This is a genomic window from Nocardia sp. NPDC049737 (assembly GCF_040674755.1).
In the GTDB taxonomy this organism is placed as follows: domain Bacteria; phylum Actinomycetota; class Actinomycetes; order Mycobacteriales; family Mycobacteriaceae; genus Nocardia.
The window spans coordinates 54,844-81,763 of sequence record NZ_JBFANH010000006.1 but is presented as its reverse complement, the minus strand read 5'-3'; the positions used below and the strand labels follow the sequence as shown (position 1 = coordinate 81,763).

Sequence of the window (26,920 nt, the reverse complement as noted above, 5' to 3'; positions counted from 1 at the left end):
GATGGCGCTTGCTATGACTAATAGAAATACTTCTACTAGTCATATGCGCACCGAATTCGCACAGCAGCGTTCGCTGGACACGATCGAGACGGCGCTGGCCGCTCTCGCCGCGGGCGGCATGGTCGTGGTCGTAGATGATGAAGATCGGGAGAACGAGGGCGATCTGGTAATCGCCGCCGCACTGGCGACGCCCGAAGCCATCGCCTTCATGGTCCGGCATACAAGCGGCGTGCTGTGCGCGCCGCTGCCCGGCGCAGACCTGGATCGGCTCCAACTGCCACCGATGACACCGATCAACGAGGACCCCAAGGGCACCGCTTACACGGTGTCGGTGGATGCGGCTTCCGGTGTGACGACCGGGATTTCGGCTGCGGACCGCGCCCATACCGTGCGCACGCTGGCGGATCCGCGTACCACTCCGGACGAGCTGACCAGGCCCGGCCACGTCTTCCCGCTGCGCGCACATCCCAGTGGTGTGCTCGGTCGCGCGGGCCACACCGAGGCCGCCGTCGACCTGACTCGGCTGGCCGGGCTGCGCCCGGCAGGTGTCATCGCCGAGGTCGTGAACGACGACGGCTCGATGGCCCGGCTGCCGCAACTGCTCGACGTCGCCGAAACCCATGGGCTACCGATCATCTCGATCGCCGATCTGATCGCCTACCGCCGCCGCGCCGAACCCACCCTGACGAGGGTTGTGGAGACCCGCTTGCCGACCCGGTACGGCGAATTCCGGGTCATCGGCTACTGCGACGAGATCTCCGGAACCGAAACCCTCGCACTGGTTTTCGGTGCGCCCGGCGGCGAGTCCGTGCTGACGAGGCTGCATTCGGAATGCCTCACCGGTGACGCCCTCGGTTCGCTGCGCTGCGACTGCGGCGACCAACTCGACGCCGCATTGCGTGCCGTTGCCGAGGAGGGCAGTGGCGTGGTGGTCTACCTGCGCGGACAAGAGGGCCGGGGCATCGGATTATTGAACAAATTGCGTGCGTACGAATTACAGGATCGCGGCGCCGATACCGTTGAAGCGAATCTCGCACTCGGGTTGCCGGTCGATGCCCGCAGGTATGCGGCGGGTGCGCAGGTATTCGCCGATCTCGGTATCCGGTCGGTGCGGTTGCTCAGCAACAACCCCGCCAAACAGGCGGACCTCGAACAGTATGGGGTCACGGTGGTGCGGCGGCTGCCGCTGCAGGCGACGCCGACCGAACACAACATCCGCTACCTGCGCGCCAAGCGCGACCGGATGGATCATCAACTCTCGGGTGTGGACGCCGAACCGGCAAGGGCCACCTCGTAGTAACGGATCTTTTCCGATCTTCGTCGCCGAATGCTGGCTATTTGCCATGAGATTGCCGACACGTGCATGTTTCACTACGGAGATTTTTCGTTCGAGTCATACGTCGCGGGTCGGCCTGCTTTCCTGATGGGGTCAGGATGGAGAGTCCGCGAGTTGGGTGAGCCGGAAGTCGGGGACAGCGGTGCACCGAATACCGATCCAACAGCAGCACTTCCGCTCGGGGTGGCTGTGGTCGTCCGTCGGCGTAATAGTGACCGCGGTGGCGGTCGCGATCTGGGCCGCGAGACCCGAGCAGCAGTCGTCCTGCGAGGCGACACATGCGGTGCCGGATCCCGGAACCGGCACCTCGCGAATGATGGTGGCCAGCAGTAGCACCGGTATCGCCAACTGGCATACGGTGGACGCGTCGCCACCCACGCGCCCGGGCGAGGCACGGTACTACGCATTCGGCCCCGGCGTCGCGTGTTCATTCACCGGACTGCCGACGAACGGCTTCTACGTGGGCGTCTCTACTCAGGAGTATGGGCTGGCCGATCTGTGCGGTGCGTATCTCGATGTGCACGGCCCGCGCGGCGACGTCCGGGTGCTCATCGCCGACCGCTGCCCGGGATGTGCTCCGGGACAACTGGATTTGAGTACCACGGCCTTCGAACAGATCGCGAATCGGTCCGACGGCGTCGCACAGATCCGCTATACCGTGGTCCGTGATCCGCAGCCCGCACCCGAGCTGATCTACGAGCTGAAGCCCGACTCCTCGGCCTCCTGGCTGGCCATGCTGGTGACCGGATCGGGAAATCCCATCCAGCGCATCGCATTACGGTCCGCGGCGGGCGGCCCGTGGCATGAACTCGACCGCGGCATGGACAACTACTGGACAATCAGCGGCGCCGGGCCAGGACCGTTCTCGGCACAGGTGACCGATGTACACGGGAATCAGGTGAAGATCTCGGGGATCTCCCTGCAGCAGGGCCCGCGATACACCGGAATGCGCCTCTACGCCGAGCCTGCCCCGGAACCGCTGCCCACGCCGATGCCGGAGATCGCGACCACGACACCGCAGCCGCTGTCCCGCGTCGCCGCGACGGGCTGTGCGAACTAACTCGGCTTCGTCGCGATGGCCCGTCCCGCGGCACGGCCGGAGAAAATGCAGCCACCGAGGAAGGTGCCCTCCAGCGCGTTGTAGCCGTGCACGCCGCCGCCGCCGAATCCGGCGACCTCGCCCGCGGCATACAGTCCGGGCAGCGGTGTGCCGTCCGGCCGCATCACCTGCGAATCCAGATTGGTCTGCAGTCCGCCGAGCGTCTTGCGGGTCAAGATATTGAGCCGCACCGCGATCAGCGGCCCGTTCGCCGGATCCAGGATGCGATGCGGTTTGGCCACGCGACCCGCCTTATCGCCGAAGTACTGGCGCGCGTTGTTGATCGCCATCAGCTGCGCGTCCTTGGAGTACTTATTGGCGATATCCCGGTCGCGGGCGACGATCTGTCGCTCCAGCTCGTCGAAGTCCAGCTGCGGGCCGCGCGCGATCTTGTTCATGCCATCGACCAACTCACGCAAGGTATTCGCGACCACGAAGTCGACCCCGTGCTGTTTGAACGCCTCGACCGGACCGGGCGCACCCTTGGCCACCCGGCTCTTGAGGGTGAGCTTGAGATCCTTGCCCGTGATATCCGGATTCTGCTCCGAGCCCGAGAGGGCGAACTCCTTCTCGATGATCGACTGGGTGAGTACGAACCAGGAGTAGTCGTAGCCGGTGGCCAGAATCTCCTTCATGGTCGAATTGGTGTCGAAGCCTGGGAAACACGGTGCCGGCAAACGCTTGCCATTGGCGTCGAACCACAGCGAGGACGGACCGGGAATGATCCGGATGGCATGATCGGGCCAGATCGGATTCCAGTTGTTGATGCCCTCGGTGTAGTGCCACATGCGATCGCGATTGACGATGGCGCCGCCCGCTGCCTCGGATATGCCGAGCATCCGCCCGTCCACATGCGCGGGCACACCGGAGATCATGGTCTCCGGTGCCGGACCGAGTCGCTCGGTGGGCCAGTTCCGGCGGATCAGCTCATGATTGTGGCCGATGCCACCGGAGGTGACGATCACCGCCTTGGCGCGAAATTCGAAGTCGCCGACCACATTTCGCGACGAAGCCCGACCGCGTTCCAGATCGGTCGGCTCGAGTACGCTGCCGCGCACGCCGACCACCGCGCCGTCCTCGACGATCAACTCGTCGACCCGATGCCGGAAACTGAAGCCGACCAGTCCGCGACGCTCACCCTCGAGCACCGGCTCCTGGAACACCCGCACCACCTCGGGCCCGGTACCCCAGGTGAGGTGGAAGCGCGGCACCGAATTGCCGTGCCCATCGGCGAAGGCGCCACCGCGCTCGGCCCAACCGACCAGCGGTGTCACCCGTAAACCCAACTCGCGCAAGTAATCCCGCTTCTCAGTGGTCGCGAAGCGCACATAGGCTCGCGCCCACTGGCGGGCCCAGTAGTCCTGGTCCTCGCGATCGAAGCCCGCCGAACCGAACCAATCCTGCAGTGCCAGTTCGTAGGAGTCCTTGATGCCGAGGCGGCGCTGCTCCGGACTGTCCACGAAGAACAGTCCGCCGAGCGACCAAAAGGCCTGGCCGCCGAGGTTATTGCGATTCTCCTGGTCGAGCACATGTACCTTGCGGCCCGCCTTGACCAATTCGTGGGTCGCCACGAGTCCGGCCAGGCCCGCACCGACGACGATGACATCTGCCTCTTGGGTGAATTCGCGGCTCGGGTCGGTCATGATCATCCTTCGGTTTCGGTGCTGTAGGCCAGCACGATGTGGCAGAAAAGGTCGGTGCGTCGGCTGCGCACTGTGCGGCTGCGGGGTTCCATCAGCACCTGAACGGCGGTGCCGTCGTGTGCCGCGACCAGCGCCTGACCCAGTGCGACGGGATCGGCCACCGTCCGGCCGACGCGGGCCAGTGCGTCGACGATCGTCGGCATCAGTGCAGCGACGATCGCTTCCTCACGTCCGGCCATCACCTGCCGCAGGCCGGGAGTGCGCAGCGCGTGTGAGGTGAATTCGGCGGTGATGCGGAACCAGTCCTCGTCGATCGGCACAGCGCGGTCCAAGCGCTCGATCACGGCGCGGATATCGGCGACGCCGTCGAACGAGAAGCCGTCGAGGGTCGCGCGGATACCGGCGATCATGGCGGCCGATCGCTGCTCCCACATGGCAAGAAACAACTCGTCTAGCGAGGTGAAGTTGGAGTAGAAGGCGCCACGGGTGAACCCGGCCCGCTCACAGACCCGTTCCACCGAGGCGCGGCCGAAGCCCTCCTCGGCGAACACCTGGTACGCGGCGGTGAGTAGGCGTTTGCGGGTCTCGGTGCGACGGCGGGTCACCCGGCGCACCGAGACCTCCGTATCGGTGGTCGATGCCAACGCGCACCTCCTCGTACTCCCGGCCATTTCGATACAGCTATGTATTCAATACAGAAATGTATCAGAAGGGCCGACTCACCTTTGGCGGAACGGGTGAACGAGCGTGGTCGGCGGGGATAATCCGAAGAGACCGTTCTCCCTGTCGGTGAGGAGTGATCGGCATGAATGTGAGTGCGGCGACCACGGGCATGATCGGCTGGCGGGTGCGACGGCCTGGGTCGATCGATGGCGGACCGCTCGACTTCGTCCGCGAGGCGGTGCCCGAACCCCAGGCCGGTGAACTCCTGGTGCGAGTGCTGGCCTGCGGAGTCTGTCGCACCGACCTGCATGTTGCCGAAGGGGATCTGCCGGTGCATCGGCCCGGTGTGGTGCCGGGGCATGAGGTGGTGGGGGAGGTGGTAGCGCAAGGGTTGGGATCGGCTGGGGCACCGGACTCTTCGGCACCCGAGTTCGCGGTCGGTGATCGCGTCGGCATCGCCTGGTTGCGCCACACCTGCGGCAGCTGCCGGTACTGTCTGCGCGGCGCGGAGAATCTCTGCCCGAATTCGGAGTACACCGGCTGGGACGCGGACGGCGGCTACGCCGAATATGCCACTGTCCCAGCGGCTTACGCCCACCGGCTGCCCGATGGATACAGCGATATGGAAACCGCGCCGCTGCTGTGCGCCGGGATCATCGGCTATCGGGCGCTGCAGCGTGCCGATCTGCCCACGGGTGGACGGCTCGGGATCTACGGCTTCGGCGGCAGCGCGCACATCGCCGCGCAGGTGGCGCTCGCGCGCGGTGCCGAGGTGCATGTAATGACCAGGGATCCGGCCGCGCGCGAGTTGGCCGCGGACCTCGGCGCCGCCTCGGTGCAGGGTGCGGCGGATCGGCCTCCGGTGCAATTGGATTCGGCGATCTTGTTCGCGCCGATCGGCGAGCTGGTGCTACCCGCGCTGGAAGCGCTCGATCGCGGCGGCGTCCTCGCCATCGCGGGCATCCATCTCAGCGATATCCCGGTACTGAACTACCAGCGGCATCTGTTCCAGGAGCGCGAGATTCGCTCGGTGACTGCCAATACCCGCGCCGACGCGCGCGAATTCCTCGCGCTGGCGGGCGAACACCGTATACATGTGACCACAACGGGGTACTCCCTCGGTACGGCAGATCGAGCCCTCGCGGATCTCGCACACGGACGTTTCACCGGCGCAGCGGTTCTCATCCCGTAGGCGCCCGAATCGTCGTGCGCTGGACCGGATTCCAGGACACGATTCAGCGCTGAACCGGTCTCGCTTCAGCTGAGTTGCTTGACGCAACTCTCTACCTTCCCTACCTTCGCGAATGTAGCCGAGTGACACTTGTCGCTGACAAGCGTCACTCGGCTTCTCACAACGGCGTGAGAGGTGATCACGATGGAAATCCGGAAGGTAAGAAAATTCGAGAAGTGGCGGCTGGCACCGGTATTCGCTGTGCTATTGCTCGTCGCTACGGCGGGGGTGGTGACCAGCATCGGCGCGCAGGCACGGGCGGACTGTGCTGCGGTCGATGTGGTGGTCGCCAGAGGCACCGGGGAACCCGGCTGGCTCGGCTCCGTCGTCGGCGACCCGCTGTATGACACGCTGCTCCAAGCACTTCCGGTGAGCAGCAGCGCTTACCGGGTGGACTATCCCGCGGACCTGCTCGACCCCACTTCGCTCAGCCGCGGCACCCAGGACATGACCGACCATGTCATTCGGCAGTCGCAAATGTGCCCGGATCAGCAGTTCATCCTGGTCGGCTACTCGCAGGGCGCGGCCGTAGTACACGGTGTCGTCGGCACCGGCATCGTGACCGCGCTGCCCGGGATCTACGTGCTCCCCGGCGATCTCGAATGGAAGGTGTCCGCAGTTCTGCTGTTCGGTGATCCCCTCCGCCTGATCGGCTGGGGGGTCCCCGGCAACTACGCCTGGAAGACCGCCGATTACTGCACCGGCGGTGATCCGATCTGTGGTGGCGGCATCGACCCGAGCCAGCACACGAACTACGGCTGGGCGTTCTGGCCGGCCGCGGATTTCGCGGCGGGCCGGGTGTAACCGGGAAATCCGCGCGGCGGGGTCGAGCACCGACCCCGCCGCCGGTGTGTTCGCACGAGATTCATGCCGATGGCACCCGGGCGTGGGACAGTCTGAATATGACAGCGCAGCGTCGCATCGGCATGATCATTGCGGGACTCATGAGCATCGCCCTGGTTGCGGGCTGCGGTAGCGCATCCGACAGCGGTCGACCGACCGCCTCGACGGCGCCGGGAGTGATCCCGCTCATCTCGACCGACGATCTGCGCGGCGCGCAGACGGATGAGGTACATCTGTTCGGGCTCAACGATTTACACGGCAATCTGCAGCCACCGGCGGGTTCCACCGGCAAGATCGCCGGATACGACGCGGGCGGCGCCGCCTACCTCGCCACCCATCTGGCACGGTTGAAGAAGGCGTATCCGGCCAGTGCCGTGGTGTCCGCCGGGGACAATATCGGCGCGAGCCCCCTGGTCTCCGGACTCTTCCACGACGAGCCGACCATTACCTTCTTGAATTCGATCGGACTGGCCGCTTCCTCGGTGGGCAATCACGAGTTCGATAACGGCGTCATCGAATTGGCGCGACTACAGCAGGGTGGGTGCTCGCCCGCCGGATGCTCGCCCGGCACGCCGTTCACCGGTGCGAAGTTCCCGTTCCTGGCCGCCAATGTCACCGATGCGGGCGGTAAATTGCCGCCGACGCTGCGGCCGTGGACGATACTCGAGCTCGGCGGACACAAGATCGGTGTCATCGGCACGGTGACACCCGAGACAGCGAGCATTGTTTTCCCGGAAGGCATTCGGGGCTACACCTTCGGCGATGAGGTCGCGGCGATCAATCGCTATGTCCCCGAGGTGAAGTCGGCGGGCGCGCAGACCGTGGTGGCGCTGCTGCACGACGGCGGGGTGCAGCAGCCGGCCCAGAATGCGGTGGTCGACTACAACGGTTGCGCGAACATCTCCGCCGAGGTCACCGCCTTGGCGACGGGTGTCGATCCCGCGGTGCGGGTGCTGTTCACCGGACATTCGCACCAGCCGTATGTCTGCACCATCGACGGCAAGGTGGTCACCCAGGCCGCCTCCTACGGTCGGCTGATCACCGATGTCGCCCTGCGCTTCGGCGCCGACGGTGTGCAGGCATCGGCGGTCAACCGGGTGGTCACCAGGGAGGTCACGCCGGACGCGGCCACCACCTCGCTGATCGACTTCTATGCCGCGCAGGCCGAGCCACGCGCGCAGCGGCCGGTCGGCATCGCGGCGGCGTCGCTGCCGCACGAACCGGCGGGCTCCGGTGAATCGCCGCTCGGTGATGTCATTGCCGACTCGATGCTCTCGGTCACCGCGGTGGCGCCCGCTGCGGCGGTCGCGGCCTTCATGAATCCGGGCGGTGTGCGCACCGACCTGAAGGCCGGTCGGATCAGCTATGGCGATATCTACAGCGTGCAGCCGTTCGGCAATCAGGTCGTCACCCTCACCATGACCGGCAGTCAGATCCTGCGCCTGCTCGAACAGCAATGGAGCAATGGCAAGGCGACCGTGCTCTCACCAGCCGGGCTGACCTATACCTACGTCGAGTCGAGTCCGAAGGGTAGCAAGGTCGTCGCCGACAGCGTGCGCATCGGCGGCCAACCCCTCAACCCGGTCGCCACCTACCGCATCACCACCAACAGCTTCCTGGCTTCGGGCGGTGACGGTTTCACGGTCTTCACCGAGGGTGCCGACAAGACGGTCGGGCCCATCGATCTTGATGCTTTCGAGACCTATCTGAAGGGGCGCCCACCGCTGGAATCCCCGTCCGCCCGCACCGAGAAGCGCTGAGCCGGTGCGCAAACGCGGTGTCCTGATTAAGGTTTCGCGTTCGAGCATTATCTGAAAACTGTTGTAACACACAATATTAGCGGCACCCATTGGTGACCATTCACACATCGCTCTGGGCTGCCGTTCGCTTGCCCGCAACTAGCTGCGCCCATTAAAGTTACCGACCAGTAGGGCAATGGTGTTCCCTGCTTTGGCTCAGCAACTACTTGGCTGTAAGCCGAATCAATGATGTCCGCATTCACTGCTGCATGTCGGGCGCGCTTGTGTGACAACTCAATTCGAGTGCGACAGCAGGAGGAAATGCGATGACGACTTTCATCGTGACGGGTGGAACCGGATTCTTGGGCCGACGGGTGGTTCAGGAACTCCTGGCAGCCGATTCCGAAGCCATTGTGCATGTGCTGGTTCGCACCGCATCGGTGGCGAAATTCAGTGAACTCACCGCGGGCTGGGAGGGTGGCGCACGCGCCTTTCCGATGCTCGGTGATCTGACCGCCGAAGGCCTCGGTCTGATCGAGGACGCACCCAAGGCCGACCATGTGATCCACCTCGGTGCGGTCTACGACATGACCGCCGACGAGCAGACCGCGCACGCGGCCAATGTCGCTGGCACTCGCTCGGTGCTGGAGCTGGCCCGCGAATTGGGCGCGGTGCTGCACCACGTCTCCTCGGTGGCCGTCGCCGGTGACCACAAGGGCAAATTCTTCGAGGAGGATTTCGACCTGGGGCAGCAGCTGACTTCGCCGTACCACCGGACCAAATTCGCCGCGGAGAAGCTGGTCCGCGAATCCAAAGGGGTGCGCTGGCGGGTGTACCGGCCCGCGATCGTGGTCGGCGATTCGCGTACCGGTGAGATGGACAAGATCGATGGTCCGTACTACTTCTTCCCGGCCATCTCGCGCCTGGGCGCGCTGCCTGCCGAACTGCCGATGCTGCTGCCGGATCTGGGCGCGACCAATATCGTGCCGGTCGACTATGTGGCAGGTGCGATGGTCGAGCTGGTGCGCCGCAAGGGTCTCGACGGGCGCACATTCCACCTGGTCAACCTGGAACCGCAGCCGTTCGGCGAGATCTATGGTGCGCTCGCGGCCGCCGCGGGTGCGCCGACCGGAATCGGCACGGTGCCCGGCAGCGGGTTCGCGCTGAACGGTCTCGCCCACCTCCCGGGTGTCTCCACCGTTCGCGATTTCCTGTTGGAGCAGTTGGGAATTCCGGCCGAGGTCGCACCGCACACCTCGTTCGCCGCGGAATTCGTCTCCGACTCCACCCGGGCGCAGCTGCGCGGGACGGGTCTGGCGGTGCCGTCGTTCGACAGCTACGCCGAGCGCCTGTGGCGGTACTGGGCCGAGAACCTGGACCCGAACCGGGGTCGGCCCGGCGATAGCGGCGACCCGCTGGACGGCCGCGTCGTGCTGATCACCGGGGCTTCCTCCGGTATCGGACTGGCCACCGCCCATGCCGTCGCGCAGCGCGGTGCGATCGTGCTGATGGTGGCGCGCGGTGTGGACGATTTGCAAGCCGCGGCGGAGTCGGTGCGGGCCGAAGGTGGTGTCGCTCATGCCTATCCGTGCGATATCACCGATTCCGACGGAGTCGAAGATTTGGTCGCCGCGGTGCTCGCCGATCACGGTCATGTCGATTATCTGGTGAACAATGCGGGACGGTCGATCCGTCGTTCGGTGGTCAATTCCACCGACCGCATGCACGATTTCGAGCGGACCATGGCGGTAAATTACTTCGGCGCGGTGCGACTCATTCTCGCACTGCTGCCATCGATGCGGGCACGGCGTTTCGGACATATCGTGAACATCTCCTCGATCGCCGTGCAGACCAAGGTGCCGCGCTTCGCGGCATATGTGGCGAGTAAATCCGCGCTGGACAACTTCAGCGAGATTGCTGCGGTCGAAAATCGGGATGCGGGAATCACTTTCACCTCGGTACGCATGCCATTGGTGCGCACCCCGATGATCGCGCCGACCGATCTCTACCGCTCGCTTCCGGTGCCGGATCCCGACCGCGCCGCCGGCATCGTGGTGCGCGCCATCGAGGATCGCCCGCACCGCATCGACACACCGGTCGGCACCTTCGCCCAGGCGGTCGAACTGCTGATGCCGTCGGTCAAGCGGACGATCATGCACCAGGGGTTCCGCTGGTTCGGTGAATCGCATGCGGCACAGGGGAAGCAGACCGTGGCGTCCGACGCGGTCGAGGAGGCGCAGGCGGATCAGGACTCCGGTCGCACCGCGCTGTCCTATCTCGCGCCTGTGGTCCTGCCGCTGATGGCATTGCCCAGCCCGGCCGCGCGGGTCACCCGGGTAATCCCCGGCCTGCACTGGTGATGGATCCCATGATGGGCTGACCCCCGCACCGACCTGGCTGCCGCGACTGTGGGACGTTCGGCCCTGGTGTGGACGATCGGTGTTTCGTATTCTTGCGGTGCCGACCCGCCGTATTTCCCGCGGCGTAGTTGCGGTCCAGTGCCGGGGTCGTGACGAATCCTTGGACAAGGGGACCGTCGACCTCATGGCGGGGATAACGGTCGTGAGAGTTCGTAGGAATGGTGTGGGGCAGTTCGATCAATTGACCGACGAATTTTTGTCGGCCCTCGAGTTTCTGACGAAGCTGTCGGCCGAAGGCGGTGGGATGACCGCCCTGTGCGGCGCCTGTGTGCGGGTGCTGCCGGTGCAGCGTGCCGCGATCCTGATCCAGGAGCGCGAAGCCGGGCTGCAGCTGTGGGCCACAAGTGATTCGGTGGCGGCGCGGGTGGAGGCGGTGCAGGTCACCGCGGGGCAGGGGCCGGCCGTGGACGCCGTCGTCGCCGGTGTACCGGTGCTGGTGGCCGATCTGGCCGAAACCGATGTGCGGTGGCCGGGTTTCGCCGATGAGTTGAACCGGGTCGCGGTGGCGGGTTCGATGGTCGCGGTGCCCTTGCAGTTGGGTGTGGTGCGGTTCGGCGTGCTCGATCTGTATCGGGCCGAACCGGGCAAGCCGGAACCGTATGTGATTTCGGCGGGACTGCATATCGCCGATCTGGTCATCGCGCAGTTGGTGGCCGGATCGGCGAAATCCGCGCATGCCGCCGCGCAATGGTGGGATCAGCCGCTGACCAGTCGCACGATCCACCAGGCGGCCGGAATCGTGCTCGCGCAGTTGGATATCGGGGCTCCCGACGCCTATGCGCGGCTGCGCGCCTATGCCTTCGCGCACGGGTTGTCGCTGGCCGAGGTCGCGGTGCTGGTCGTGGAAAATCGTATCCGCTTCGATACCTGACTCACTCCGCCGCATCGGCACGCAGATCGATCCGCCCTTCGACGATGTCACCGGCGATATCGGTGAGCCGCCGTCCGGTGCCGCGGGCGTATTCGCGCATGATTTGGAATGCGCGATCCATATCCTGGTCGCCGCGCTCGGCGAGCACACCCTTGGCCTGCTCAATGGCTACGCGCGTGTTCAGCGCGGTCGGCAACTGCGCCTGGATCGTCGCGTCCTGCGCGCGCAGCACGTGCTGCGCGATGCCGATGGCCGCGATATCGGCGAGGATCTGCCCGATGCGCAGATCCAGCTGTCCGAGCGCGGCTGCCGAGCCTGCAAGTCCGGTGAGCGCACCGATGCTGTCGCGGTGCAGCCGCAGCGGCACGGCATAGGCGCACAGATATCCCGCGGCCGCTGCCGCATGTGCGAACTCCGGCCACAGCGCCCCGTCGGCACGCAGATCGGGAGCCGATACGGCGGTCCTGCTCCGATAGGCATCCAGGCTCGGCCCCTCGTACTGTAACAAACCGAGCAGTCGGGCCGACTCGTTTGTTGAGGCCAGTACCTGTAGCTCACCACGTTGGTCGGCTAGCAACAATCCGGCATCAGTCGCGCCAGTGACTTCGGTACAGGCCTCCAGTAGCTGCTGACATAGTTCGACAACGTCGAAATCGCTAGCCAGCGAGTCGACCGCGCGCACAAGTGATCGTAATAACTGGATCGAATCCGGCAGCGGCTCGGATGATCGGTCGCGCTGCCGATCGTCGAACGGAGGCACCATTGCAGTCTCCCGGTCGCGGTGATTGCTATCGCCGCAATGCGGCACATTTTGACGGCGAGCATTCAGCGAAAATAAGCCTCACCGGGTACATCTTTGTGGCACGGTCAGGTCGAGTCTGTCGTCCATCGTGGCATCCGAATAGTAGTCATGTCGACCACTATCGGATGGCGGCCAACGGAATCCGATGAGTAGCTGGACAATTCAAAGGAGCAAGGTGGTGTCGAAATTGTGGTGTGCGACTTCGCTTAGCCATACCATGGGAATGTCAGCAAGTGCGGCGCGGGACTTGAGGGGACGACCGACTTTCGCGCGTGCGGGGTGATGCGAGTGTCTGACAATGAGGTGCTGGTGGCCGCGGCAGCGCGGCTGGCCGAGCTGCTACCTGTGATCGGCGACACAGCAGAGATGGTGCGCCAACTGATGAACAGCGCGATTGTCGCGCTCGACTTGGTCGGCTGCACCGTCATGCTGATGCCGGACGAGGCGCTCACGCCCGATGAGCGCTCCCGGATGGCCGCCGCGGCTCCGGAGGAGCTGACGGCCATGGAACTCTGTCAGCATCGCAGTGAACGGGGTCCGAGCGTAGACGCGTTCCGGTCCGGCAAACCCATCGCGATCGACGATATCGGTCGATATGGCGAGCGCTGGCCGGAGTTCGCCGCCGAGGCGGTCCGGCACGGGCTGTCCTCGCTGGCCGAGATTCCGATGCGGGTCGGTGAGACCACGGTCGGCGCGCTGGGCCTGTACGGTCCGAGCCCACGGGTCTGGACCGATCAGGATCTTTCGGTGGGCGGACTGTTGGCGAGCATGGCGACCGGCCACATCGTCAATTCCAACGTGCTGCGCGAGCAGCAGCGTTTGACCGCGCAGCTGCAGCATGCGCTGGATTCGCGGATCGTCATCGAACAGGCCAAGGGTGTTATCGCCAATGCCAGGCGCACCACGCCGGAGGTGGCGTTCGAACTGATCCGCACGCATGCACGCAAGAATCGGGTCGCGGTACATGCGGTGGCGAAGGGGATCGTCGAACTCGGCCTGCGAGTCTGAGTAAATCCATTACCGCGCGAAAGTACATGATCATTTGCGCGCGGCGCGGTAATGTGAAAGTTGGACTATCGGCCCCTGTCCCCGGCCGGATTCCGTTCTCCGCCAGTGCCGTCCATGCCCTCGACGGTCCGCTTCGACGCAGCTTCATACGTCCAAATCAACCTGCTTGTCGCATCACTTGTTTGTCTGGGGGCAATCGTGATCCTGCTCGTTTCATCTCGGTCCGAACGCATTCCACATCGGCCCGAACGAATTCCAACCACGCTGCGGCCCGTTCCGTGTCAGTTTCGTGATCCGATTGATATCGAATCCCATGATGTCGATGCCGAATTGGTACATCGCATAGCCGACGGCGATCAAGATGCGTTCGCGCAGTTCTATCGCCGCACCCGCGGTCTGGTCTACCAGCGCGTGCTGGCGATCGTCCGTGACCGTGGGTACGCCGAAGAGACCTGTCACGACGTCTACCTCGAGGTGTGGCGCTGCGCGATCCGGTTCGACGAGCACCGCGGTTCGGTGCTCACGTGGCTGCGCATGCTGGCCCATCGTCAGGCCGTGGACCGGGTCCGGCACGAACGCGCCACCGTGGACCACAATCACTCCTGGGGCAGTCGCGATTATCAGCCCCCCACCGATGTGGTGGCCGAGGAGGCGGTGCGTCACGACGAGAGGGACGCCCTGCGCCGCAGCCTCACCCATCTGACCGAACTCCAGCACGAATCCATCGCGCTCGCGTACTACTCCGGACTCAGCTATCCCGAGGTGGCGGCGCGTCTCGGCGTCGGTCTCCCCACGGTCAAATCCCGGATCCGGGCCGGACTCGAACACCTGAAGACCGACCTGTCCGAACCCCTCGACTAGCGCCTGGTCGGACCGCCCGTGCCGACGGTGGACGACGCCGTGCACGTCGGTACCCATCATGATCGAATCCTGCAGATGACCATCGCTGGCGATGGTCCAGGGCTGATCATGTGTTTGCCCGAGCGTCGGCAGGTCTGCGCGGGTCGGTCCACCTCGGCGGTGTCGCCGCGAGCCGGCAGCGTCCAACTGCCGCCGTCCTCGGTGCGTGCGGTGAGCCGATTGTCGTGGTCCGCGGATCGACCGAGCACGACGCGATCCAGCAGCTCCCGCAGAACGGGTCGAGATCAACCCCGTGCGGGGCGAATGACCAGGCTGTTGTCGGTCAGCCGAGGTCGAACAGATTGGGCTGACCGGCCTTATAGCGAGCGGCATCCATTTGCCGGAACGGTTCGAAAGCGGGAATCGAATCGCGCGTGAAGAGTTGGACGCGAGCGGCGGGGGAGTCGGATGCGTCGAGGAGTGCGTTCACCGCGGTGCGACCCGCCTCGTTCGCGCCCTCCATGGTCGCCAGATCGAAGTTGGTCCGCACGTAGTCGGCGGCCAGGAACAGGTTCGGGATCTGCGTGTGCGCGGTCGGTCGATCGGCCCACGATCCGATCGTATTCACAAGCAGCGGTTCGTCATTCGTATTCTGCCCGTCCGCCCATTCGACGCCCGGATCGAGCATCCACTCGCCGACGATGCCGTCCTTCAACTGGATTCGGCCGTCGTCGTTGAGCGCGGCGGTCATCTGCGCCCAGGTCTCCTGGTAGATCTCGTCGCGGGTGCATTCCTTGGCGGTCTTGCCGAAAAGAATGCCCGGGGTATCCCAGTCGGCGATATCGATGGTGAGGCCGTCGACGATCGATCCGTCACCGTATTTCGCGGCGTAATCCACATCCCAGAACGCGCGCTGGGTATAGGAGGTCAGCCGCCACGGTGCGTCGAGGTAGATGTTGTATCCCTTGCCGAGATCCAGCTTTTCGGTGACGAACATCTGCATGCCGTTCATCCAGTCGACGGTTAGCGCATCCATTCGACCGAGCGCCGGATCCAGCTCGCGGATCTCCGGTGACCACAGCCGTCGCGCGCGGTCGGTCGGCACCGCGCAGACATACCAATCCGCGTCGAACACCTCGCTGCTGCCATTGGGGCGCCGAATGCGCGCACCGCCGATGCGACCGTCGGCCACCACGAATTCCTCTAGCGCGTGGCCGGGCCGCAATTGCACACCCATGCCCTCGAGCAGCCCGATCCACGGATCCAGCCAGGCCTCATTGGTTGGTCCGTTGAGCACCTCGTAGACCTTCGGGCCGCCGGTCAGTTCCTGCAGCAGCGCGATGAAGAAGCCCTCCATCATATTGCCCATGGTCCTGGTGCTGGCCACATATTCCTTGGCGGCTACCAGAGCTCGGGTCAGGCCGGTGGCGGCCAGCGCCTGGAACTGTGCGGATCTGCTTGCCGCGCCGACATAATCCCACCAGCTGACATGCTCCCACTGGCCGAAGCGACGCTCCTCGCTCGAGGTCAGATACGTGACCACCCGTCCGGCCATATACATGGCCTCCGGCAGTGGAACGAGATTGTTCTTCATGAACACCTCGACCAGGATGCGCTGCAATCCTTCCGGTGTGAGCGCCTGGGTGGGGTCGAAATAGAACCCGAACATCAGCGGGAAGCCGTCGGGCAGATCGCCCGAGCGCGGATAGCGTGGATCGCTCACCGAGAATGGAATCAGATTGTCGTACACCGACTTTCGGGTGCCCGGCAGTGGAATGCGACGCATCGTGTCGTGCACGTGGCGATAGAACGAGGTGAAACCGCGCGCGCCGTGCTCGCCCGGCAGTGGTGCGCGGCCGCCGATCCCGGTGCCCGGCAGCGGAATCGTGCGGGATTTGCCGCCGAGTTCCTTGCGATCGAAAACGGTTACCGCGTAGCCGCGTTCGGCGAGTTCATGCGCTGCGGTAAGCCCACCGATGCCCGCGCCGAGCACCGCGACGGTATTGCGCGCCGGGCTATTTCGGCGTCGCGGCGTCGGCTGGGCCGCCGCGATTCCGGTCGGTGTCGCCCATCCCGCGGTGCTCGTCACCGCAGCCGCGCCACGTAGCAGCGAGCGTCTGCTGAGCTGGTTGTCCCGATGCTGAGTTGTCATTGCACGACCCCTAAATCTGACTATTTCGATCGTCATATTTATCAGATCGCCGGTCGGGATGGGAGACAATGCAAAGATGACGATGCAGCGGCGCCCGGTGCGGACCTATGGCGGTATCGGCGCGGAGGACCGAGTCGCGGCGCGGCGCGGCAAACTCCTGGACGCCGGGCTGGAGCTGTTCGGTACGCGCGGCTACTCGGCGACCGGCGTCAAGGATCTGTGTCGTGCGGCCGGATTGACCGACCGGTACTTCTACGAATCGTTCGCCGGAACAAAGGAGCTGTTCGCGGCGGTATTCGACCACGTCATCGATGAGTTGTTCGCATCCGTGGCCGCGGCGGTCGGGGCGAGCGAGCCGCGTGGGACGCGCAAACTGCGGGCCGGTATCGGCACGTATCTCACCGCATTGGCCGAGGATCCGCGCAAACTGCGCATCGTTTTCGTCGAACCCACCGCTGCCGGTGCCGAATATCGAATGCGCGAGGCACTGTGGCGCTTCGCCCGATTGGTCGCGGCCACGGCCACCGAGGCGCTGCCGGACGTTCAGCCGCCCGCGGAAATCATCGATATCTTCGCGCTGTCGGTGGTCGGGACGTTGGAGCGGGTGATCGTGGAGAAGCAGGGCGGTCGGTTGGACGTGCCGATGGACAATCTGATCGACTATTGCGCAGCCTTCGCCGCGGCGTCGTTGCGTGCGGTCCACAGCGGCCAGATCGCCGAGCGGACAACGGATTAGCCAGCTGGCCCGGCGCGGATCATGTACAGGTCAGCGTCGAAGCCCAGGAGATTGTCGGGCGGGTGGTGCGCACCCGCGCCACGGAATTGGACGCCGGGCTGGTGCCACTGATCATCTCCGAATACGCCTCCGAGGAACGGCTTTCGACGTTGCCGCTACTGGCGGGGTGGACAAGGTGCTACCGCCGGTCGGCCGCGGTGGCACGCCAGTGGATGTGTTCCGGCAGGTCGGGCGGTGTCGCGTATTGGTCACCAGTGCCTATCATCTGGCGGTTTTCGCACTGTCGCAGGGAATTCCGGCCGTCGGCATCACCGCCTCGGAGTATTACGACGACAATTCCACGGCCTGGCACAGATGTTCAGGAGCGGACTGCGCGTGGTGCATCTGAACGATCCCGAACTGGAACAGGAATTGACCATGGCGCTGGACGAGCTGTGGCAGGATGCACCTGCGCTCCTGGATCCGCTGCAGCGGCGAGCCGTCGAACAGATCGATGCCGGCCGGAGTGGTTTGGCGCGGTATTCGGATTGGTGGAAAACGGACCGCTTCGGCCGGTCCCACGATCAGGGGGATGATTGCCGTGACGCTGTCGGTCTACGTTCCGGCCCATCGCTTCCAGCGCCGCATCGCCAATGACTACCCGGACCTGGTTCACCGCGGCGATGTGCTGGCCGGTGATGCCCGCCTGGCCGAGCCCGCATTGCACCGCCTGCGCGTGCGCAGGGTAGCCACTGTCCGCAACCGCTCGGATTTGCCGGTCTGACAGCTGAACCGGCGGTTTCGCCGAGCTGCCGATGTGGTGAATCCCGAATCGGGAACCTAAAGAGACTGTTAACTAATCCGTTGCGGGTGCGCGCCGCGCGGCGAGTCGAAGTAGACAGGTGCTGGGGACTCGCGGCAGGAAGCGTTGGTGTGGATGGTTATTGATCATGTGTCGCGGGGCACGTTGCTAACGAGCACACTTCCGGACGAGCGCGGGCGGTTCGGCGAGTTCGGCGGCAGATATGTTCCCGAGGGTCTGATGGCGGCGCTGCTGGAGTTGGAACAGACCTATGCGCTGGCGCGGGCCGATGCCGGATTCCACGACGAACTACGCGAATTGTTGCGGAGCCGGGTCGGCCGTCCCACGCTGCTACATCAGGTGCCGCGCTTTGCCGAGTTGCTCGCGGTTCCCGGCGTACGGGTGTATCTGAAACGCGAGGATATGGCCCATACCGGTGCACACAAGATCAATAACGCACTGGGCCAGGGATTGCTGGCCAAGCGGATGGGAAAGACCCGGATCATCGCCGAGACCGGCGCCGGTCAGCACGGCGTCGCGGTGGCGACCGTTTGCGCGATGCTCGGCATGACGTGTGTCATCTATATGGGCGCGCACGATATGCGCCGCCAGGCCTCCAATGTCATGCGGATGACGCTGCTCGGCGCGCAGGTGCGTTCGGTGGAGACCGGCAGCCGCAGGCTCAAGGAGGCCATCAGCGAATCGGTCCGGGATTGGGTGTCGAATCTGGACACCACGCACTACCTGTTCGGCACCTCGGCGGGTCCTGCACCGTATCCGATGATCGTGCGCGATCTGCAAACCGTCATCGGCCGCGAGACTCGATTGCAGATCCTGAAATCCGAAGGCCGACTGCCGGATTATCTCGTGGCGTGTGTCGGCGGCGGCAGCAATGCCATCGGCTTGTTCCACCCCTTCGTCGATGAACCGGAGGTCCAGTTGATCGGTGTCGAGGCGGCGGGCCTCGGCGTCGAAACGGGTGATCACGCCGCCACCCTCAGTGCGGGCAGTCCCGGCGAAATGGACGGCGCCTACAGCTATCTGCTGCAGGACGACGACGGACAGGTCACGCCGACCCACAGCATCGCCGCCGGGCTCGACTATCCGGGCGTGGGCCCGGAACTCAGCTATCTCAAGGACATCGGTCGCGTCACCTACCGCACCGCCACCGACGCGGTGGCCCTGCGAGGTCTGCACGCCCTCACTCGAACCGAAGGCATCATTCCCGCCCTCGAATCCGCCCACGCCGTCGGCTATCTCCTCGAGCTGGCCGAGTGCGGTGAGCTCCCCGCCGATTCGATCGTGGTACTCGGTCTTTCCGGTCGCGGCGATAAGGATCTCGCCATCGCGGCGGAGGGGCTGGCCGGGTAGACAGTTCGCGGATCGGCTCCGCGATGCCAGGATGACCGAATGACAAACGGGGTGAACCGGATTGCCGAGCATACCGTCCAGCTGATGATGGATTACGGCCAGTTCTGCATAGACGGCGGTTTCGGCGATCCGGACAGCGAACTCGACCTACTCGATCAGGCATGTGCGCAGCGGCCGTGCGCGGGCGACGGCACCGCTCTGCTCGTGCTGAGTCCGCATCAGAACAACTTCGAGATGTCGATAACGGTGCAGGTGTGGGATGGCAGGCCGCCGAACGATCGCGACGACTGGCAGCAAGTTTGCGAGGGTAGGTTGAGCGTGGATTCCGATGGGACGCTGACTATCTCGTCGCCGCCGGGTACCTGGGCCGATCCGTGTCCGGTGCCGCCCGGTGATTATCTGATCGAAGTCAGCGGTCGCGGATTCGTGAGCTACGGATGGCCGGGGACCACGACGCCCGGTGATATCTGGCGGATTCGGTTGTGGCCCGACGACGGTGGTGATCTCCTGCCGCACCGGCAGTGGGATATGCCCGGCTACGGCATCCCGGAAGATGTGCCGATTTCCGAGCGAAACGCGGCGGAAGATTTCGTGGATGAGCAGTGGGTTCTCCTCATGGACTCCACGGGTTCGCGACGCATCCCGGCCGCTGACCTCGAGGCGGAGATGGCGCGCACGGAATGGAATGGCGAACCGATAGCGGAACTGAGCGAACACTTTTCGGCCGCGGAACTAGCGCGGTTCGACCGCCCGCTCGCCGAGGCGATCGCCGTCATGGATGAGCCGACCTTGCGGCGGCTGGCTCGACGGTGCGCGGTCAAGGCCTGCGAGTTGGCGGGTATCGCCGAAAGAGCTTGGGTGGCACCGGCATTGACGGCATTGAACGAGGGGCGACCGTTGCCCCCGCCATTCGATGACATGGCAACCGCCTTCGCGCGTCTGGATGAGGAGGAGTTCGGACCTGCCGAGGACAGGTCGCGCCAACTTGTCGCAACCCTCGGCGCGTCCAGGCGTTCGCAGACGAGTCCCTTCGATATCGGTCCCGTGCATCGCCCCCACTTCGCATTGAGCGTCATCGAGCACGCGATGGATCCGGACGCGTTGACCGCGGCGATAGAAGCGCTGCATACCGCCGCGGTCACCTTCGGTGCCGATGCCCCGGTGTTATTCGCCGAAATCGGTAGTGAGTTCGGCTCGGCCGGCTGACCGAAGCAGGGCCAGCTCCTCGGCGAGGATCTTGACCGTGTCGCGAATCTGGTCCTCGGTGTGACAGGCAGTAACGAAGAAGCGCAGGCGGGCAAGATTTTCCGGGACCGCTGGGTAGAGGATCGGGTTGACATTGATGCCGCGACGCAACAGCGCGTTCGACAGTGTCAACGTCTGCATCGAGTCGCCGATGATGCACGGGATAATCGGGGTATCCGCGCTGTCGCCGGTGTCGATACCGGCATCGTGAGCGAGCCGCAGGAACAGTTGTGCGTTGTGCCGCAGGCGATTCAGCGGAGCCCGATCGGCGCGCAGCTGGCGGATCGCCGCCACCGACGCGGCCGCATTCATCGGGGTCATGCCGACGCTATAGACGAATCCCGGCGTGGTGTATTTGAGGAAGCGGATCAGTTCGGCGCTACCCGCCACATAGCCGCCGCAGCCAGCCAGCGCCTTCGACATTGTGCCGGACCACAATTCCACGTCGTCGCGATCGACGCCGAAGTATTCGCCGATACCGCCACCACCAGCGCCGAGCACACCGATGCTATGGGCCTCATCGATCATCAACAGCGCCCGGTGCTTCCGCTTGACCTCGATGATCGCGGGCAGATCCGGAATATCGCCGTCCTGGCTGTAGACGCCCTCGATGAGAATCAGCACACGGCGGTACTGGTGCCGGATCTCGGTGAGCAGCCGGTCGAGCGCCGCGTGGTCGTTGTGCGGGAACGGCCGCCGCGTCGCGCCGGAGAGTTTGCAGCCCTGCAGGATGCTGTCGTGCGCGAGGCTGTCGTGGATCACCAGATCCTGCGGTCCGACGATATGTCCGATGATCGTGACATTCGTCGAATGGCCGCCGACGAGTGCGATCGCATCCTCGGTGCCGAGCAAACCGGCGAGTTCGGCCTCGAGCTCGCGGTGCACCGGCTTCTCGCCGGAGAGCACGCGGCTGGCCGAACACGAACTGCCATAGCGGGCGACCGAATCCTGCACGGCCGTCACGACCGCCGGATGACCGGACAGGCCCAGGTAGTTATAGCTGGAGAAATTGAGCACCGGTGCGCCGTCGATCACCGAGGTGTCCCGGGTGACGCCGTCATTGATCAGGAAGTACGGATTCGACAGCCCGAGTGCCTCGGCACCGGAGAGCCGATCGGCGATCGCCCGCACCTCGGTGAACTCCGAGATCCGATACTCCGGCGCGACGGCGACGCGCTCCGGTTCGGGTTCGGGCGCGGCGGGAGTGGGCGCACCGGTGACCTGATCCGCGACGTAGCCGATGACATCCCCCAGCGTCGTCGCCGCCGTGAACCAGCTCGGATCGATGGTCAGTCCGGGGAGTTTGCGGACGAGTCCGCCGAACAGGTCGGTGAGCATGATCGAATCGAGCCCGAGCCCATCGGTGATCGTCTGGTGGTCCCGCAATCGGTCGGCCGCGAAGCCGCTGACTCTGGCCATCTCCGCGCGCACGATGCCAGCGACCGTCTCCGGGCTGACGGACGACCGGTCGGTATCCGGCAGCGGCGTGCGTATCTCGGTGGATGCCGTTGCGACACTGGCCAATACGGCGGCCTGCTCGCGGAAAAGTGCGATCAATTGATCCATCGTGGTTGTTGCCTCAGGAGTCGTGGAAGTCGTTGTGGGGGTGGGGGGTTCGACCCAGAATCGGTGTGCGGTCGAGAACTCGTAGGTCGGTAGGCGGCGCCGGACACGCTGCGCCGGTCGGTAGAGCTGATCCCAATCGGGGGTGAAACCGTCGCGATACAGTGCGGCAACGGTTTGCGCGAATTCGGTGCCGGTCGCCGCCGGTCCGGGGCTCGGCACGAGGCAGCGCGGTGTCATCTCGGGCCGTATCCGGCTGACCAGGGCGGTCAGGATCCGGCGCGGTCCGATCTCGATGATATGGCTGGGCTCGGTGTCGAGCGCGGCCTCGACGGCGTCGGCGAAACGTACTGTCGCACGGATGTGTTCGGTCCAATACGCGGCATCCATTGCCTCGGACTCGTCGAGCAGTCGGCCGCGCACGGTCGAGTAGATGGGAATGCTCGGTGTCCGGTAGGTGCAGCGACGGGCGACAGCTTCGAACTCGGCCAGCATCGGTGCCATCAATGGACTGTGGAACGCATGGGAAACGTTGAGCGCCTTGGTGTTCACCCCGTGTGCCTCGAGTGTGCCCCGGATCCGGTCGAGCGCGGCGCCGGGACCGGAAAGCACGAGTTCCGTGCCCGCATTGACGGCGGCTATCGCGACCATGGGTTCGTCGGTGATCAGATCGGCAACCCGGTCCTCGTCCGCGCGAACGGCGAGCATCGCGCCGCCCTCGGGCAACCGCTGCATCAGCCGACCGCGCGCGACCACCAGTCGACACGCGTCGTCGAGGTCGAAAACGCCCGCGACGGCCGCGGCCGCGAATTCGCCGATGCTGTGGCCGATGAGCCATGTGGGCCGCACGCCCGCGTCGGCGAGTGAGCGGGCGAGTGCGTATTCCATCGCGAAGATGGCGGGTTGTGCGAGGTCGGTGCGGTCGATATCGGTGCTCTCATCGAGCAGCAGATCGCGCACCGAGCGATCCAGGTGGTCGAACATGCAATCATCGACTGCCCAGAGGGCGTGCTGGAACGATGGGTTCGTCGCCTCCAATGCCCGTGCCATCCCGGCGAACTGCGAGCCCTGACCGGTAAACATCCAACCGGTGCCGACCGCTTGTGCCACACCGATTTCGGGCTCGACCCGCAGGCGTGCGATAGCGTCGGCGCGATCGGTCGCGACGATCGCCAGTCGCGTGCGTCCGGAAGATTTGACCTGGTTACTGGTCCAGCACAGCTGTGCGAACCGATCCTCCGGCACCGTCGCCAATGCGTCGGCGAGCCGAAGCGCATTGCGACGCAACCCATCCAGGTCATTCGATGACAGCGTGAGCACGCCACCGCCGGACGCCGCCGGAGCTGACTTCGCGGGTGCGCTAGCCAGCACAATGTGCGCGTTCGTGCCACCGATCCCGAAGCTGCTGACCCCGCCGAGTGCCGGTCCGTGCAGCGGCATCGGTTCCGCGACCAAGCGCAGACCATGGTGACTCATCCGCAGCCGGGGGTTTTCCTGCGCGGCGAATCTCGTCGGCGCGACAATACCGTGGTGCAGACCGAGCGCGACCTTGATCAGTCCGGCGACACCGGCAGCGCCCTCGGTATGGCCGAGATTGCCCTTGATCGAACCGATACCGCAGGGTTCGGCTCGGTCGGTCCCGTGCAGTGCGCCGAGCGCCTTGACCTCGATCATGTCACCGAGAATCGTTCCGGTGCCGTGTGCTTCGACGAAGTCCACATCCTCGGCCCGTACTCCGGCCCGCTGATACGCCTCGGTGATCACCTGCTGCTGTGCCCACCGGTTCGGCGCGGTGATGCCGTTGCTGCGGCCGTCGGAGTTGACCGCGCTGCCCTTGATCACCGCGTAGACCGGCAGACCCTCGGCCACCGCATCGGCCAACCGTCGTAGAACGAGCACGGCGACACCCTCGCCGCGCACGATCCCATCGGCGTTGCCGCTGAACGGTTTACACCGGGCATCCGGTGCGGACAGACCCGCCTGGGTGTAGAACACGCCGACAGCCGGGGTGAGAACGAGGTTCACACCACCGGCGACCGCCTGATCGCATTCGCCGGAAGCCAGTGCGCCACAGGCGAGATGGATCGCGACCAGCGATGACGAACAAGCGGTATCGACCGCGATACTCGGACCGCGCAGATCGAGCTGATATGAAAGCCGGTTCGCGGTCATGAAATACCCGTTGCCCGAACCGTGCTGCGGTGTGATGGCGGCATAGTCGCTCATCTGCAGATTCGCCCACTCGTTGGCCATCACGCCGACGAAAACCCCGGTGCGCGTGCCGGACTGCGCCCGAGGGTCGAGTGCGGCATCTTCGAAGGCGCGCCAGGTGGACTGCAGTAGTAGGCGCTGTTGGGGATCCATCGCTTCGGCTTCCCGCGGTGCGATACCGAAGAATTCGTGGTCGAACGCGTCCGCGTCGGCGATGAATCCGCCGCTGCGGGTATTGATCGTGCCGGGCGCACCGGCCGGATCGTGGAAGTCGTCGGCATGCCAGCGGTTCGCGGGCACCTCCGAAATCGCGTCTCGTCCTTCGAGCAGCATCTGCCACAGTGCATTCGGATCGGGTGCTTGCGGGAATCGGCAGTCGAGGCCGACGATGGCGATATCGGTCATGCGGCGTGGGCGAATTCGGCGGCGAGGTGGGCGGCGATATCGGCGATGGTGGGGTAGTCGAAGACCAGGGTCGGGTCGACATCGAGTGACCACCGGTCCTCGATCTCACCGCACAGGGTCACCGCTGAAGCCGAGTCGAGACCGAGTTCGGCGAGCGGGACCGCCGGATCCACTTGGTGCGGTGCACGTTCGGTGTAATCCGCGACGCGCTGCACGAGCCAGCCCTGGATCGTTGTCGGGCAGGCGGCGACTGTGTCGAACATATTCGGCTCCTCGGCGATACGGGTCGGTCAGACGGTCAGTGATCGGCTCAGTGCCGGTTCGAGATCTTCGTGCAGGACACCCTCGACGCGATCGTCCAGGAACGCCGCCCGCATCGAGCTGCGTTGGACCTTGCCGCTGGTGGTGTGATGCACCGAACGGGTTTCTACGAGAACGACATTCGGCGCGGGCACATCGAATCCTCGGGCGACCGCGATTTTGATCGCCGAGGTCAGCTCGGTGAGTGTGGCCTCGCCGAGCAGTGCCTTCTTGATGCCATGCAGCACGACCAGTCGTTCCCGGCCACCCGCGTCGACGGATACGGCGACGCCGACGCTGCCGGCGAGTGCCGGATGCAGCGCGCCCACCAGTTCCTCGACGTCCTGGGGATACAGGTTGCGGCCGTTGATGATCAGGAGATCCTTGAGGCGGCCCGCGACGAACAGCTCCTCGTCGTGCAGCAGACCGAGATCCCCGGTGCGCAGGAACGGGCCCTCGGTACCGATGTGCGCGTCGAAGGTCTCGCGGGTCTCCTCGGGGCAGTTCCAATAGCCAGCGGCAACACTGTCGCCGCGAATCCAGATCTCGCCGACAGTGTTGTCCGGCACCTGTTTACGCGTGTGCGGGTCGACAATGCGGATGTCGAGACCGCGCGCCGCGCGTCCGCAGCTGACGAGCCGGGTATCGCGCCCGGCGTCGAGGTAGACCGGTGCCGCGTCGATCCGTCCGTAGCTGGCGAGCAGCGTCACCTCCGCCAGGCCGTAGGCCGGCAGGAATGCCGTGGGCTGCAATCCTGCGACCGAGAACCGCTCGTTTACCGCCGCCACGGTCCGTTCGCGAACCGGCTCGGCGCCGCACAACGCGGACCGCAGACCGCTGAGATCGAGATCGGCCAGCTGCTCGTCGGTTACTCGGCGCACGATCAGGTCGTATGCGAAGTTCGGCGCGCCGGTGTAGGTTGCTCGGTACTTGCTGATGGCCTGCAGCCAGCGCACTGGACGCTTGAGGAATGTCATCGGCGACATGAACACCAGATTCCCGCCGGAGTACACCGCCCCGAGCAGAAAGCCGATCAGGCCCATGTCGTGGAAGTGCGGGATCCAGGCGACACCGGTCGCGGTATCGTCCAGCCCGCCCCCGGCGGCGATGGCCGCCTCGTTGTGCATGAGATTGCCGTGCGTCACGACGACACCCTTCGGGGTGCCAGTCGATCCCGAGGTGTATTGCAGGAATGCGATCGTCCGGGAGTCGATATCGGGCATCTGCCAGGCGTCGGGGTCGCCGAGCGGGCCGTCGGTGGCGACGACGACCGCAGTTGTGGTCGCCGCGACCAGTGGCTGGAACTGGGTGGTCGTGAGCACCAACCGGGCGCCGGAATCCGCGATTATGCCCGCTAGTCGGTCGGCGCTGCGCTCGTAGTTCGGCAGCGGCGCGGGAACGGCCACGACACCGGCATACAGGCAGCCGAGAAATGCCCGCAGAAACGCCATACCGTCCTGGTAGAGGAGAACAACGGGCTGCGTCGACTCCGGACGATCGGCCAACCAACCGGCCACGGCCCTGGCGTCGCGATCGAGTTCGCGATAGCTGACAATCTCCTCGACGAGCTCGCGACCGGCCTCACGCAGGTATGTGTAGGACCTCGTATCCCCGTATTCGCATACTTGCTGCCGGACGTGGTGGACGTAACTCGGCTGCAT

21 protein-coding genes are annotated in these 26,920 nt (G+C 65.1%); 14 read left to right on the top strand and 7 right to left on the bottom strand.

The features are described from left to right. Positions 1 to 43: 43 nt before the first annotated feature. On the top strand, positions 44 to 1,297 hold the full coding sequence (locus tag AB0J47_RS10705; RefSeq protein ID WP_364343326.1) for a bifunctional 3,4-dihydroxy-2-butanone-4-phosphate synthase/GTP cyclohydrolase II: 1,254 nt from the start codon (positions 44 to 46) through the stop codon (positions 1,295 to 1,297). 259 nt (positions 1,298 to 1,556) lie between these two features. Next, positions 1,557 to 2,396: an expansin EXLX1 family cellulose-binding protein gene (locus AB0J47_RS10700; protein ID WP_364343323.1), complete on the top strand. Its 840-nt coding sequence runs from the start codon at positions 1,557 to 1,559 to the stop codon at positions 2,394 to 2,396. Here the strand turns inward: AB0J47_RS10700 and AB0J47_RS10695 are convergent. After that, the gene (locus tag AB0J47_RS10695; RefSeq protein WP_364343320.1) at positions 2,393 to 4,084 is read right to left on the bottom strand and encodes an FAD-binding dehydrogenase; all 1,692 of its coding nucleotides are present in this window, start codon (positions 4,082 to 4,084) and stop codon (positions 2,393 to 2,395) included. The genes AB0J47_RS10700 and AB0J47_RS10695 overlap by 4 nt on opposite strands. Next, positions 4,081 to 4,749 (bottom strand): TetR/AcrR family transcriptional regulator, encoded by a 669-nt coding sequence (locus tag AB0J47_RS10690; RefSeq protein ID WP_364343317.1) that lies wholly within the window; start codon positions 4,747 to 4,749, stop codon positions 4,081 to 4,083. The genes AB0J47_RS10695 and AB0J47_RS10690 overlap by 4 nt, the downstream gene beginning before the upstream one ends. A 134-nt stretch (positions 4,750 to 4,883) precedes the next feature. On the opposite strand from AB0J47_RS10690, the gene AB0J47_RS10685 reads away from it, so the two are divergent. From AB0J47_RS10685 to AB0J47_RS10665, 5 genes are all read left to right on the top strand, one after another. Continuing rightward, positions 4,884 to 5,933: a zinc-binding alcohol dehydrogenase family protein gene (locus tag AB0J47_RS10685; protein WP_364343314.1), complete on the top strand. Its 1,050-nt coding sequence runs from the start codon at positions 4,884 to 4,886 to the stop codon at positions 5,931 to 5,933. A gap of 183 nt (positions 5,934 to 6,116) precedes the next feature. Beyond that, positions 6,117 to 6,776: a cutinase family protein gene (locus AB0J47_RS10680; RefSeq protein WP_364343312.1), complete on the top strand. Its 660-nt coding sequence runs from the start codon at positions 6,117 to 6,119 to the stop codon at positions 6,774 to 6,776. A gap of 98 nt (positions 6,777 to 6,874) precedes the next feature. After that, positions 6,875 to 8,575 carry a 5'-nucleotidase C-terminal domain-containing protein gene (locus tag AB0J47_RS10675; RefSeq protein ID WP_364343309.1) on the top strand — a complete coding sequence of 567 codons (1,701 nt, stop codon included), beginning with the start codon at positions 6,875 to 6,877 and terminating at the stop codon, positions 8,573 to 8,575. A gap of 305 nt (positions 8,576 to 8,880) precedes the next feature. Further along, a complete protein-coding gene (locus AB0J47_RS10670) occupies positions 8,881 to 10,914 on the top strand; it encodes an SDR family oxidoreductase (protein ID WP_364343306.1) in 2,034 nt (677 codons plus the stop codon). A gap of 223 nt (positions 10,915 to 11,137) precedes the next feature. Then, positions 11,138 to 11,845 carry a GAF and ANTAR domain-containing protein gene (locus AB0J47_RS10665; protein WP_364343303.1) on the top strand — a complete coding sequence of 236 codons (708 nt, stop codon included), beginning with the start codon at positions 11,138 to 11,140 and terminating at the stop codon, positions 11,843 to 11,845. Between the two features lies 1 nt (position 11,846). Here AB0J47_RS10665 and AB0J47_RS10660 read toward each other — a convergent pair whose 3' ends face one another. After that, positions 11,847 to 12,608, bottom strand: coding sequence for a GAF and ANTAR domain-containing protein (locus tag AB0J47_RS10660; RefSeq protein ID WP_364343300.1), 762 nt, complete (start codon positions 12,606 to 12,608; stop codon positions 11,847 to 11,849). 327 nt (positions 12,609 to 12,935) lie between these two features. On the opposite strand from AB0J47_RS10660, the gene AB0J47_RS10655 reads away from it, so the two are divergent. Further along, complete coding sequence (locus AB0J47_RS10655) at positions 12,936 to 13,655, top strand: GAF and ANTAR domain-containing protein (protein WP_364343297.1); 720 nt, start codon at positions 12,936 to 12,938, stop codon at positions 13,653 to 13,655. A 198-nt stretch (positions 13,656 to 13,853) separates the two neighbouring features. Further along, a complete protein-coding gene (locus AB0J47_RS10650; RefSeq protein WP_364343295.1) occupies positions 13,854 to 14,516 on the top strand; it encodes a sigma-70 family RNA polymerase sigma factor in 663 nt (220 codons plus the stop codon). A 322-nt stretch (positions 14,517 to 14,838) separates the two neighbouring features. Here AB0J47_RS10650 and AB0J47_RS10645 read toward each other — a convergent pair whose 3' ends face one another. After that, positions 14,839 to 16,647 carry an FAD-dependent oxidoreductase gene (locus tag AB0J47_RS10645; protein ID WP_364343292.1) on the bottom strand — a complete coding sequence of 603 codons (1,809 nt, stop codon included), beginning with the start codon at positions 16,645 to 16,647 and terminating at the stop codon, positions 14,839 to 14,841. Positions 16,648 to 16,723: 76 nt separating this feature from the next. Between AB0J47_RS10645 and AB0J47_RS10640 the strand changes: the two genes are divergently transcribed. The 5 genes from AB0J47_RS10640 (at position 16,724) to AB0J47_RS10620 (ending at position 20,741) form a co-directional block, all read left to right on the top strand. Then, positions 16,724 to 17,383 (top strand): TetR/AcrR family transcriptional regulator, encoded by a 660-nt coding sequence (locus AB0J47_RS10640; protein ID WP_364343289.1) that lies wholly within the window; start codon positions 16,724 to 16,726, stop codon positions 17,381 to 17,383. Beyond that, positions 17,340 to 17,771, top strand: coding sequence for a polysaccharide pyruvyl transferase family protein (locus AB0J47_RS10635; protein ID WP_364343286.1), 432 nt, complete (start codon positions 17,340 to 17,342; stop codon positions 17,769 to 17,771). The genes AB0J47_RS10640 and AB0J47_RS10635 overlap by 44 nt, the downstream gene beginning before the upstream one ends. Before the next feature lie 183 nt (positions 17,772 to 17,954). Continuing rightward, a complete protein-coding gene (locus AB0J47_RS10630; protein ID WP_364343283.1) occupies positions 17,955 to 18,146 on the top strand; it encodes a hypothetical protein in 192 nt (63 codons plus the stop codon). A 153-nt stretch (positions 18,147 to 18,299) separates the two neighbouring features. Continuing rightward, a complete protein-coding gene (gene trpB, locus AB0J47_RS10625) occupies positions 18,300 to 19,535 on the top strand; it encodes a tryptophan synthase subunit beta (protein WP_364343280.1) in 1,236 nt (411 codons plus the stop codon). 39 nt (positions 19,536 to 19,574) lie between these two features. Continuing rightward, positions 19,575 to 20,741: a hypothetical protein gene (locus AB0J47_RS10620; protein ID WP_364343277.1), complete on the top strand. Its 1,167-nt coding sequence runs from the start codon at positions 19,575 to 19,577 to the stop codon at positions 20,739 to 20,741. Here AB0J47_RS10620 and AB0J47_RS10615 read toward each other — a convergent pair. From AB0J47_RS10615 to AB0J47_RS10605, 3 genes are read right to left on the bottom strand one after another with little or no spacing between them, the layout of a single operon-like run. Beyond that, on the bottom strand, positions 20,700 to 24,959 hold the full coding sequence (locus tag AB0J47_RS10615) for an aminotransferase class I/II-fold pyridoxal phosphate-dependent enzyme (protein WP_364343274.1): 4,260 nt from the start codon (positions 24,957 to 24,959) through the stop codon (positions 20,700 to 20,702). The two genes, AB0J47_RS10620 and AB0J47_RS10615, sit on opposite strands and share 42 nt — an antisense overlap. Then, positions 24,956 to 25,222 carry an acyl carrier protein gene (locus AB0J47_RS10610; protein WP_364343271.1) on the bottom strand — a complete coding sequence of 89 codons (267 nt, stop codon included), beginning with the start codon at positions 25,220 to 25,222 and terminating at the stop codon, positions 24,956 to 24,958. The genes AB0J47_RS10615 and AB0J47_RS10610 overlap by 4 nt, the downstream gene beginning before the upstream one ends. Positions 25,223 to 25,249: 27 nt before the next feature. Continuing rightward, positions 25,250 to 26,920 carry a fatty acyl-AMP ligase gene (locus AB0J47_RS10605; RefSeq protein ID WP_364343268.1) on the bottom strand — a complete coding sequence of 557 codons (1,671 nt, stop codon included), beginning with the start codon at positions 26,918 to 26,920 and terminating at the stop codon, positions 25,250 to 25,252.